We start from the raw sequence: 11928 nt of genomic DNA on the forward strand, positions 1-11928 counted from the left end.
AATAAATAAACAAAAGAAAGGATGTCGACAATGGAAGAATTGAGGAGTTTAAGGGATCTAAAGAGAATAAACGTAAGTAGTGATAGGCTTTATTCTGCAACTCATGAAGAGATATTAAATGGGTATACCACTGATGTGTATTTTCTGAGGACAATGGACATACTCAGAAAGATGGGATTAGAAAACAAGGTTGTAACAGCAGAAATATTTGCTCGCAGAGAAGGTTTGTTAGCAGGTATTGAGGAAGCCATTAGTGTATTGAAGAACAAAAATGTAGAGATATGGGCAATGCCTGAAGGCACTGTATTTGAACCAAAAGAGACTATTATGCGCATAAGAGGACCGTATAGTGAATTTGGTATATATGAGACGGTAATATTGGGTATGTTAGCTAGTTCTAGCGGGTGGGCGACAGCTGCTAGAGAAGCAAAAAAAGCTTGCAAAGGCAAACCAATGCTGTGTTTTGGGGCAAGACATGTACATCCAGCAGTAGCACCTGTGATGGAGAGAGCAGCACTGGTAGGCGGTGCGGATAATGCCAGCTGTATATTAGGTGCAAAGCTTTACGGTAAAGAGCCTGTAGGAACAGTTCCTCATGCCGCATTTCTGATTGCAGGGGATACAGTGGAAGTAGCTCTGGCTTATGATGCAATAACGCCTCCCGATGAGGCTATTACCATACTGGTGGACACGTTTAAAGATGAAGCGGAGGAGTCTATAAGGGTGGCCCAGGCATTAGGGAAAAGACTGTATGGTGTTAGACTGGATACGCCTGGAGAGCGAGGTGGTGTGACTGTTGAACTGGTAAAAGAAGTGAGGGCGAGATTAGACCAAAAAGGCTTCAATAATGTTAAAATAATCGTTTCAGGTGGATTATACCCCGAAAAGATCTCAGAACTGGCTGATTACGTTGATGCTTTTGGTGTTGGTAGTTATATATCTGGCGCACATCCCATAGATATGACCATGGATATAAAAGAAGTAGAAGGTCAACCTATTGCTAAAAGGGGAAGGATACCTGGAATAATAGATAACGATAAATTAATTAAAGTAAAATAGAAAATCACGATCAGTTTACACAAGTAGATACCGGGTTGTATGCCCGGTATTTGATATTTAAAGCCAACAAAAAAAGCGAGCTCATACTCGCTTTTTATTTCATCATAATATGCCGAGAGCGGGATTCGAACCCGCACAAGGTTGCCCTCACTACCCCCTCAAAGTAGCGTGTCTGCCAATTCCACCATCTCGGCAATTACATATTGTATTAGCAACGATTGCGAATATTATTATATAATTGTTTTTCTATATTGTCAATACTCTTTTTGCATGCTGGTAGCTGTTTTTTAAAAAATACATATGCTATAATAGCATTAAGCAAAAATGTATATGCATATTTCTTAATAAGGAGTTTATACATAATTAAATTTCATGGTGAAAACGTTTGTTAAAATAAAAAGGGGGTTACTGTTTGTATAAACATTTAATTGAAGTTTTGAAAGCCCTTAGGCCTAAACAATGGATAAAAAATATTTTCGTATTTGCCGCGATTATATATTCCGGTGAATTGTTTAATTTACGTTTTCTGCGTACTATTCTATTTGTTTTTATTCTCTTTTGTTTGATTTCAGGCGGTGCTTATGTTGTAAATGATATAATAGACATAAATAGAGATAGGATGCACCCGGTGAAAAAAAACAGGCCAATTGCATCAGGCAAGGTTTCAATATTTGAAGGCCTTATCACAGCGGTTGTATTAGAAATCATATCATTGGTTATAGCGTTCAATATAAATACTTTGGTTGGAGTTGTATGCTTAGTTTATCTCACAGAGGTTTTAGTTTATTCACTTTATGTAAAAGGAGAGATAATATTAGATTCGTTTTTTGTAGCATTCGGTTTTGTGCTCAGGGTGATAGCGGGCAGTGTAGCAATAGGAAAAAATCTATCGCCGTGGCTCACTACAACCGTATCTCTTTTAGCCTTGTTTCTTGCGCTTAGCAAAAGGAAAAATGAACTTTTGTTTAAAGATGCGAGTAAAATCAGAGGGAATTTGAAATTTTACTCGCAAGGATTTCTTGACCAAATGATATCTTCTACAGTAGCTTCTACTATTGTTGTATATTCATTATATACGTTTTTATCAGGCCATAATAAAAAACTGATGCTTACCATACCATTCGTTATATACGGGTTATACAGATACCTCTACTTATTATATGATAATGAAAAAGGCGGAGCACCCGAAGATACTGTAACTAATGATATACCTTTAGTAATTGATATTATGTTATGGTTTGTCTTTACATTAGTGATTATATATAAATTTTAACGAGGGGGTATAAAGAGATGAGAGTAAAAATATTTTTCAATAAATTGATATTTTGGTTTTCAATAGCTTTAGCAGTCATATCCATGGCATGGGTGGCTTATCTTTACATATATCGAGCTGTTTATGCTATTGGATATCCACAACCTTTAGATTATGGGGAAGGCCCTATTTTAAATCAAATAAGGCTTATGCTACATGGGCAAATTTACTACAAGGACATAAATGTGCCACCATACATAGTTGGAAATTATCCGCCTGTTTTTAATTTATTATCGTTTTTACTTGTTCCTATTTTTGGCTTAACCTTTGCTACAGGTAGAACCATTGCTTTTTTGTCTGTGCTGGGTACGTCATTTCTCATTTATAAAGTTGTATTTCATATGACGAAAAATCGCTTGGTTTCATTTATGAGTGGACTATTTTACATGTCTATTGATTACGTATATGTCTGGGGCATATATATGAGGATCGATACATTGTCAATTTTTTTTAATATGTTGGGTATATATTGGGTTATTAAATATGAGAATGATTATAAAAAGCTGAGGTGGACAATTTTATTTTTCCTATTGGCTTTATATACGAGACAATCCATGATTGCAGCGACGGCAGCAGCCTATTTATATCTGTACACCAAAAACAAAAAGATTGCTTTAAAACTTATTGGATATATGGCTTTTTTGGGCCTTGCGATATTTGCACTGCTTGACATATTGACGAGAGGTCAATTTTACTTGCATATCGTCAAGTATAACGCCAATTTCTTTACATTGAAACAATTATGGTTTTTTATGTCCCATGAGGTAAATACATATACCCTCATGTTGATAATTAGTTTTATAACCGCGATTTTATGGATAAAAAATCCACAGAGAAAGATTATCGCTTTTTACTTTTTATTCGCATTCCTTGTGCAATTGACAGTAGGAAAAGTTGGCTCTATGCTTAATTACCTTATAGAGCCTATTGCTGTTTGTGGTGTAATGGAGGGTGTATTGATAGATGATGCAATAAAATTTGCAAAAAAAGAAAAAAATCAGGTGGTTCTAGCTGCAGTAGCGTTTTTGATATTGATACAGCTGGGCAATTACAGGTTTGGGCCAAACACATTGAGCTGGGGTTGGAGACCACAGCCACCTTTTGAGAAGCTTGATAAATATGTAAAAAATGCAGACGGTCCTGTGTTAGCCGAAAATCTTGGGATTTTACCAGCTCATAATAAGGAAATATATTTTGATCCATTTATTTTTACGCAGCTTTATTATCAAGGTATATGGGATCAAAATAAAATTGTAAAGGATATTGTAAATAAAAAATTTAGCCTTATAATGTTGGAATTTGATTTGAATGCAGATCATACCACTAACTCTGACAGATGGACACAAGAAATGAAAGAAGCCATGTATGAAAATTATCAGTTTATTGATAGACAAGGGAATGTGTGGGTTTATGCTCGAAAGTGAGGTAAAGATTATGAGATCTAAGGTAGCTGTTTTAAAAACAAGTCCCGAAGACGTTATTGAGGATTATAAAAAGTTATTGTCTTTAGCAGAAATGGAGAAACATCTGGATAAATCATGCGTTACGATTTTGAAAGATAATATATCATGGCATTATCCATATCCTGCGGCTAATACAACTCCATGGCAGCTCGAGGGAGTGATATGTTACTTAAAAGACTGTGGTTTTAAAGATATTGTAGTTGTTCAGAATAATACGGTGGTTACAAATCCCTTTAAGGGCGAAAAGCTCAATAAATATACGGGCATATTTAAAAGATATGGTGTAAAGGTATTATTTAATTTTAGAAAAGAAGATATGAGATGGATAAAATATAAACCAAAGTCGGAAATGCTCGTTTTAGATAAAATATATCCAAAAGGTATTATGATACCTGATTATTTTATCGGTAAAAATATCGTACACCTGCCCACAATGAAATGTCACATTTATACCACTACAACAGGTGCTATGAAGAATGCATTTGGAGGGTTGCTCAATACCAAACGGCATTATACCCATAGCGTAATCCATGAAACCCTTGTGGACCTTTTAAAAATACAAAAGGAGATACACGCAGGGATATTTGCTGCTATGGATGGAACTATTGCTGGTAATGGCCCTGGGCCAAGGACCATGATACCTGTTATAAAAAACTATATTTTAGCTTCTCATGATCAGGTTGCCATTGATGCTATTGCGTCAAAGATGATGGGTTTTGATCCGATGACTATAGACTATATAAGGATTGCTGACCAGCAGGGATTGGGTAATGGCATGATTGAAAACATTGACATTGTAGGGGAAAATATAAGTGATGTTAATTTCGGCTTTAAAGTCGGTGACAACATGGCAAGTAAAGTAGGTGATTTATTGTGGTTTGGCCCGCTTAAAAAGATTCAAAAATTATTTTTCCAAACGCCGTTAGTATATGTTTTTATTTTAGGGTCAGCGGTATATCATGATTACATCTGGTATCCTTTAAAAGGCAGGAAAATTGTATTAGAATTTCAAAATAATACTGACTGGGGAAAACTTTTTAAATCTTATTGAGTACCTTTTAAAAGGTACTTTTTTAATGTGCACCAAGAGTGGGTGGCCAAGGAAGCCGTATGAATAAAATGATTATTTACCTCCTAACGATTAATTATGGAATATTGCAAAATAATGAGAATAGCTGAGATATAAAAAGAAAAATCATCTATTAACTTAAAAAGTAACGTTTTATCAATCAAACTATGATTTTGCATGGATTTGATTATGCTTAAAGATAATTCTATAATGTGATTATATCTGAAACGGGGGTGTTTTTTGTTATGTATTAAACTTAATTTTTTATGCAAATAATAAGGATTGAGTATGAAAAAAGGTGATGGAAAATGATTATAGTCTATTTGATTTTTATACTTTTGTTGATATATCTATTTTATGCTTTATTAAATCCTGAAAGGTTTTAGGAGGAATTGTTTTATGCAAATTATAGGCATAGTTGTCATAATAGTGATAGCCATTTTATTATCAATGCTTTTAGGTACATATATATTTAAAATATACGAATTGAAAAAATCCAGGCTTGAATTTATATTTAAGCCAGTAGAAAATTTCATATATAAGTTAAGTGGAATTGATGTAACTGTAAATATGAATTGGAAACAATACGCGGTTGCGCTCCTGGTTTTTAATTTAGTAATGCTTTTAATCGCATTTTTTTTGCTCTTAATACAATCCTATTTGCCATATAACCCTACCGGGGCAAAAAATATGAATCCCTTACTGGCCTTTAGTACAGCGGTCAGCTTTGTTACTAATACTGATATTCAGCATTATACAGGTGAAAAAGACATAAGCTTTGCAAATCAGCTTATCGTCATAATATTTCTCATGTTTACATCTGCTGGTACGGGCCTTGCTTCTGCGGCAGCTGTTATACGCGGTATTGCCGGCAATGGCAAAGAAGAGGGGCTTGGTAATTTTTACGTAGATTTAGTAAGAACTATCGTGAGATTATTGCTGCCCCTTTCTATTATTATGACTTTGATTTTAGTATGGCAAGGAGTTCCCATGACTTTTGCAGGGAAAATTGATGTCAAAACGATTCAAGGTACTACACAGTCGATAATCAGGGGGCCGGTAGCTGTTCTTGAATCTATCAAGCATTTGGGGACAAACGGCGGGGGTTTTTTCAGCGCTAATTCAGCCCATCCTTTTGAGAATCCTACTCCTTTGACCAATGCATTGGAGATACTCACTATGATGCTCATTCCCTCATCCCTGGTGTATACTTATGGGCTTAAGGTAAAAAACAAAAAACACGCGTGGGTTTTATATACTTCTCTTATGCTGATTTTTGTCTTGCTTTTGGCAGGCGGTGTTTTTGCCGAATCCCATCCTGGTTTCCCTTATGACAAACTGCAAATAAATACTGCAGCAGGGAATATGGAGGGGAAAGAGGTAAGGTTTGGCACAGAACAATCGGCCATGTTTGCAACGGTTACTACAGCATTTACTACTGGTTCTGTAGACAGCATGCATGATTCATATACGCCATTAGGAGGCGCTGTGCCTCTCAGTCTCATGATGCTCAATACGATTTTTGGAGGCGATGGCGTCGGGTTAATCAATATCATCACCTATGCTGTATTGACGGTGTTTATTACAGGTTTGATGGTAGGACGGACTCCAGAATTTTTAGGGAAGAAAGTGGAAACAAAGGAAATGAAATATATAGCACTGGCCATTTTGATACATCCATTGCTTATACTTTTTGCTACTGCAATTTCGATATTATTGCCTGCAGGAAGAGCTTCTATAAACAATCCAGGCTTTCATGGTATCACTCAGATGCTTTACGAATTTACGTCGGCAGCAGCTAATAATGGGTCGGAATTTGCAGGGTTTATCGGCAATACTTCATTTATGAATATTATGACAGCTTTGGTGATGCTTATAGGAAGGTATGTGTCGATTTTCTTACTGCTGGCGGTTGCAGGATCTATGGCAAAAAAGATACCGGCGCAGCCAACGCTTGGAACATTCAGAACAGATAGTGCGTTATTTGGTTTGATATTTATAGCCGTAATATTCATAGTAGGTGCATTGACGTTTTTCCCGGCATTGATATTAGGGCCTATATCAGAATTTCTAAAAACTTTATAACGAGGTGCTGAAACATGAACGGTATTATAAAAAATGCGGTTTTAGATTCTTTCAAAAAGCTGGATCCCAAATCTATGATAAAAAATCCCATAATGTTTGTGGTGGAAATTGGAACACTTATATCACTGCTCACAACTCTATTTCCCACTTTTTTTGGGAGTACAGCTAAAGACGTATGGTATAATGGCACTATTACCTTGATATTGTTCATAACCGTGTTGTTTGCTAACTTCGCTGAAGCGATTGCAGAAGGCCGAGGTAAGGCTCAGGCAGAAACCCTTAAAAAGACGAAAAAGGAAACAATAGCAAGGGTTATAGATAAAAATGGGAAAATATACGAAAAGACCTCATCAGAGCTGAAAAAGGGCGATGTGGTTTTAGTCAAGGCTGGCGAATTAATTCCCGGTGACGGCGAGATTATCGAGGGTATCGCAGCTATTGATGAATCAGCTATTACAGGTGAATCTGCTCCTGTGATCAAAGAAGCAGGTGGGGATTTTAGCTCTGTGACAGGCGGTACAAAGGTTATCAGCAACGAGATAAAGATTAAGATAACAGTGTCTCAAGGAGAATCATTTCTTGACAGGATGATAAGCCTGGTAGAAGGAGCTAATAGACAGAAATCGCCCAATGAAATAGCACTGACCACTTTATTGGTTAGCCTTACCATCATATTTTTGGCTGTTGTCATGAGTTTTAGACCCATCGCGGCATATATGGGGATTAATGTAAGTGTTACTACACTTCTGGCTTTGTTGGTATGCCTTATTCCTACTACTATTGGAGGCTTGTTATCTGCTATAGGTATAGCAGGTATGGATAGGGTTGCTAAATTTAATGTTATAGCTAAGTCGGGTAAAGCCGTGGAAGCAGCCGGAGATATAGATACGATGCTTTTAGATAAGACAGGTACCATAACTTATGGCAACAGGATGGCCGATGATTTCATTCCCGTTGGTGGGCATTCTAAAGAAGAGGCCACGTATTATGCCATGCTGGCGTCTTTAAAGGATTCTACCCCTGAAGGCAGATCAATAGTAGAACTGGCTAAAAAAAGAGGTGTCACTATCAGTGAAAGCGTGCTTAAGAATGCCAGGGCGATTGAATTTAGCGCAGAGACCAGAATGAGCGGGTTAGACCTTGAAGATGGCACTAAGGTGCGTAAGGGTGCTAGTGATATGGCTATCAAATTTGTCAAGGATGCCGGAGGTAAGGTACCTGATGAGTTAAATGCAGAGGTGGACAAAATATGTAGATTGGGCGGTACACCTCTTGTGATTGTGAAAAATAATGAGATAATTGGGGTTATATACTTAAAAGACACTATAAAGCCTGGCATGCAGGAGAGGTTTAAACAGCTGAGAAAAATGGGAATAAGGACTGTCATGGTAACAGGGGATAACCCTCTTACAGCAGCCACAATTGCCAGAGAAGCAGGAGTTGATGACTTTATTGCTGAGAGCAAGCCTGAAGATAAGATTAAGGCAATTAAAGCTGAACAAGCAAAAGGGCGTCTTGTGGCCATGACAGGAGATGGTACCAATGATGCTCCGGCACTGGCTCAGGCTGACGTGGGTCTTGCAATGAACAGTGGTACCATGGCGGCAAAAGAAGCGGCCAATATGGTGGATCTGGATTCAAATCCTACCAAGATAATCGAAGTGGTAGCCATAGGAAAACAGCTGCTTATGACCCGTGGTGCTCTTACTACTTTTAGTATTGCCAATGATGTAGCCAAGTACTTTGCTATACTGCCTGCAATTATATCAGGGGCTTTGCCTTCTATTAATATACTAAACATAATGAAACTGTCGTCGCCACAGAGCGCTATATTATCTGCGCTTATCTTTAATGCAGTGATTATACCTGCTCTTATACCGCTGGCTATGAAAGGGGTAAAGTATAAGCCTATGAGCGCGGGATCACTTCTTTTGAAAAACCTGCTGTTGTATGGACTTGGAGGTATTATTACGCCTTTTATTGGTATAAAAATAATTGATGTAATAATATCGATGTTGTAAATGGTGGAGGTTGTAAAATGGCAAATAATATATGGAAGTCATTGAAATTGACTCTTATCTTTATGTGTATATTAGGGATTATTTATCCGGTGCTTATGGCACTGGTAGCCAGAAGTATTTTCCCATATCAAGCTAATGGAAGTATAATATATATAAACGGTGTACCTGTTGGTTCGGAGCTTATTGGTCAAAAATTTACAGGTAATCGATGGTTTCATGGGAGGCCTTCTGCTGTTGATTATAACCCGTTAAAATCAGGAGGTAGTAATTTAGCGTTAAGCAATCTGATTTTTAAGGCTAAAGTGGAAAAAGATATAGAAAGAGTGCTAAAAGAAAATCCGGGGATAAGAAAAAAAGATATACCAGTGGAGTTGGTTACAGCATCAGCGTCAGGCCTTGATCCTGATATATCAGTTGATGCAGCTTATCTTCAAGCAAAAAGAATAGCACAGGCAAATGGACTTAAGTACCAGGAGGTGAAAGATTTAATTGATAGAAATATTGAGAAAAGTGCATTAGGTCTTTTTGGACAACCGAGGGTTAATGTATTAAAATTGAATTTGGCTTTGTACGATTTAGTACATCGTTGAGGTGAAATGAACTTGGAAAACAAGAATTCGGATTATTTTTTAAGGGAATTACAGAGAGCGAATAAAGGCAGATTGAAGATTTACATCGGAGCTGCTCCTGGCGTCGGCAAAACATACAAAATGCTAAGAGATGCTAATGAGTTAAAAAGACAGGGTATAGATGTGGTCATAGGTTTTGTTGAGACCTACGGTAGGAAAGAAACAGAGGAACAGATAGGTGAACTTGAGATACTGCCATTAAAAAAAATATACTATAATGGGATGGAACTCGAAGAAATGGATCTTGAAGGTATAATTGCAAGAAAGCCTCAATTGGTTGTAGTGGATGAACTGGCCCACAGGAACGCTCCCGGTTCCAAAAACAAGAAAAGGTATAAGGATGTACTGGATTTGATTGAAAATGGGATAAGCGTCATGACCGCTGTTAACATTCAGCATCTGGAAAGCCTTAATGATTACATAAACAGGATGACAGGTATAAAGGTTGGACAGACGGTTCCAGATTATATACTTGAATACGCAGATGAAATTGAAGTTGTGGACATTTCTCCAGAGGCGCTGAGGGAGAGGATAAGACAGGGTAAGGTGTATAGCAGCGATAAGATAGAAATGGCATTGAATAATTTTTTCAGAGAAGGTAATTTGACGGCGTTAAGGGAACTGGCTCTTAGAGAAGTTGCCAATGAAGTAGATGAGCGCCTACTGGAATACAGAAATATGAAAAAAGTCGAAGGATTGATGGGGGCGCAGGAGAGAATTCTAGTTTGTATAAATTTGAGATATAACTCTGAATATTTGATAAGAAGAAGTTGGAGAGTAGCTAAAATGCTAAAAGCCAAGCTCTATGTACTGCATGTATCCAGAGAAATAGAGCTGAGGGATTCGGAAAAGCTAAAAAAATTGGATGCAATAAAACAACTTTGTGATGAGCTGGATGCAGAATTTAAAATGATTATCTCGTCGGATCCCGTACAAGCCATTATAGATTATGCTAAAGAACAGGCAATAACTCAGATCGTATTGGGTCAGTCAGCGAGAAGGAGAATTGATGAAATTATAAAAGGTTCCATTGTGCGGCGGATCATGCAAAAAACCAGGTTTATAGATATCCTTATAGTAGCTGACCCGTATTTCTGGTGAGCGTATAAATTTAGCCTTGTTATGATCTTTTAAGCTTGTGGGATAAAAAGCACGATGAAGGAAAGTTGCTAAAATGAAGGAAAACTGCTAAAGACAGCCTGGCCAAGTTGTTGCCAGGCTGTCTCAATTCGATCATTTCATTGAAACATCTAACATCGTTCACTTCACAGGAATCGGTTTTCCATTATTGTCTGCGGATTCTACTTCTTTTTCAGCAATTTCAATGGTTGCCATAGTGCTTTCTGGTGTAGCTACAGTGATTGGCGTATCGTTTATAATAGAATTTACAAAGTACTTTATTTCGCGGTAATATCCATTATCTTTTGGCAGTTCAGGTATATATCCTTTTCCATCATTGGGGTTTATCTTTAATGTACCACCTTGATATATGAGATTGCCTCCTTCAAAGTTCACTCTGAATAGCATTTCAAAGCCATAGTCTCCACCTAAAGTCCAATCATCCTGGGCGTTTATGACCTTGCCATCAGCGTAATAATAATTTGTAGAAACAATATCATAACCACTTCCTGGAATTACATTTCTTGCTATCGTAGATACGCTATCTGGTTTGCCGAAGAGCCAGTTGATCATATCTACGTCGTGAATATGCTGATCTAAAAGGCAACCTCCGCTTTTATCTTTTTGTAAAAGCCAGTTTTGATAGGACCACTTAGGTGTGCCGCCACCTCTATAGAAGTATCCGCTGAGCACCTTACCAAATTTGCCACTTTCTACATACTCTTTTAAAACTTCGTATTCAGGCCAGAAGCGCAAACATTGGGCTATCATGAGCTTTTTGTTGTTTTTCTTTGCGGCATCTATCATCTGTCTGCATTGATCAGAGGTTAGTGCCATAGGTTTTTCGCATAATACATGCATTCCTTTGTTAAGCGCTTTTATGCTGGCTTCTGCGTGAAGATATGTAGGCAGGGCTATATCAACATAGTCTAACTGTTCTTTTTCTAACATTTCATCAATATCAGTGTAGAGGTTATATTTGCTAAAGTCGTATTTGCCTTTACCTACGTCAATGTTACCTTCCACAAATTTACCTTTGAATTTTTCTTCATCTATGTCGCAAATTGCAGTAAGTTTGACAGGAAAACCTTCCTGTTCTAACCGTATGTAGTTATCTAAATGGCCTCTCCCCATAAATCCGATGCCAATCAGACCTACTTTTAACATAAGA

The 11928-nt window shown here is 37.4% G+C and carries 10 protein-coding genes and 1 tRNA gene; 9 read left to right on the forward strand and 2 right to left on the reverse strand.

The features are described from left to right. The first annotated feature begins 30 nt into the window (after positions 1-30). Positions 31-1059: a nicotinate phosphoribosyltransferase gene (locus BUB87_RS03220; RefSeq protein WP_073341732.1), complete on the forward strand. Its 1029-nt coding sequence runs from the start codon at positions 31-33 to the stop codon at positions 1057-1059. A gap of 110 nt (positions 1060-1169) precedes the next feature. Here BUB87_RS03220 and BUB87_RS03225 read toward each other — a convergent pair. Next, positions 1170-1253, reverse strand: a tRNA-Leu gene (locus BUB87_RS03225). 218 nt (positions 1254-1471) lie between these two features. On the opposite strand from BUB87_RS03225, the gene BUB87_RS03230 reads away from it, so the two are divergent. The 8 genes from BUB87_RS03230 to kdpDN all read left to right on the forward strand — a co-directional run bounded on the left by BUB87_RS03230 (position 1472) and on the right by kdpDN (position 10739). After that, positions 1472-2332, forward strand: coding sequence for a decaprenyl-phosphate phosphoribosyltransferase (locus tag BUB87_RS03230; RefSeq protein WP_073341734.1), 861 nt, complete (start codon positions 1472-1474; stop codon positions 2330-2332). A 17-nt stretch (positions 2333-2349) separates the two neighbouring features. Then, the gene (locus BUB87_RS03235) at positions 2350-3795 is read left to right on the forward strand and encodes an ArnT family glycosyltransferase (RefSeq protein WP_073341735.1); all 1446 of its coding nucleotides are present in this window, start codon (positions 2350-2352) and stop codon (positions 3793-3795) included. Positions 3796-3805: 10 nt separating this feature from the next. After that, positions 3806-4885 carry a DUF362 domain-containing protein gene (locus tag BUB87_RS03240; protein WP_073341803.1) on the forward strand — a complete coding sequence of 360 codons (1080 nt, stop codon included), beginning with the start codon at positions 3806-3808 and terminating at the stop codon, positions 4883-4885. A 326-nt stretch (positions 4886-5211) separates the two neighbouring features. Continuing rightward, on the forward strand, positions 5212-5289 hold the full coding sequence (gene kdpF, locus BUB87_RS15035) for a K(+)-transporting ATPase subunit F (protein ID WP_073341804.1): 78 nt from the start codon (positions 5212-5214) through the stop codon (positions 5287-5289). 13 nt (positions 5290-5302) lie between these two features. Beyond that, positions 5303-6988: a potassium-transporting ATPase subunit KdpA gene (gene kdpA / locus BUB87_RS03250; RefSeq protein ID WP_073341737.1), complete on the forward strand. Its 1686-nt coding sequence runs from the start codon at positions 5303-5305 to the stop codon at positions 6986-6988. 14 nt (positions 6989-7002) lie between these two features. Continuing rightward, entirely contained in the window at positions 7003-9009 is a 2007-nt protein-coding gene (gene kdpB, locus BUB87_RS03255; protein WP_073341738.1) for a potassium-transporting ATPase subunit KdpB, read from the forward strand. Between the two features lie 17 nt (positions 9010-9026). After that, positions 9027-9599, forward strand: coding sequence for a potassium-transporting ATPase subunit KdpC (kdpC, locus tag BUB87_RS03260; protein WP_073341740.1), 573 nt, complete (start codon positions 9027-9029; stop codon positions 9597-9599). Between the two features lie 12 nt (positions 9600-9611). Further along, complete coding sequence (kdpDN, locus tag BUB87_RS03265) at positions 9612-10739, forward strand: KdpD-like non-kinase potassium sensor (protein WP_143156603.1); 1128 nt, start codon at positions 9612-9614, stop codon at positions 10737-10739. Positions 10740-10898: 159 nt separating this feature from the next. On the opposite strand, the gene BUB87_RS03270 is transcribed toward kdpDN, so the two are convergent. Next, a complete protein-coding gene (locus BUB87_RS03270; protein WP_073341744.1) occupies positions 10899-11924 on the reverse strand; it encodes a Gfo/Idh/MocA family protein in 1026 nt (341 codons plus the stop codon). Between the last annotated feature and the right edge of the window lie 4 nt (positions 11925-11928).

Origin of the sequence: Caldanaerobius fijiensis DSM 17918 (genome assembly GCF_900129075.1) — a bacterium.
Classification (GTDB): Bacteria; Bacillota; Thermoanaerobacteria; order Thermoanaerobacterales; family Caldanaerobiaceae; genus Caldanaerobius; species Caldanaerobius fijiensis.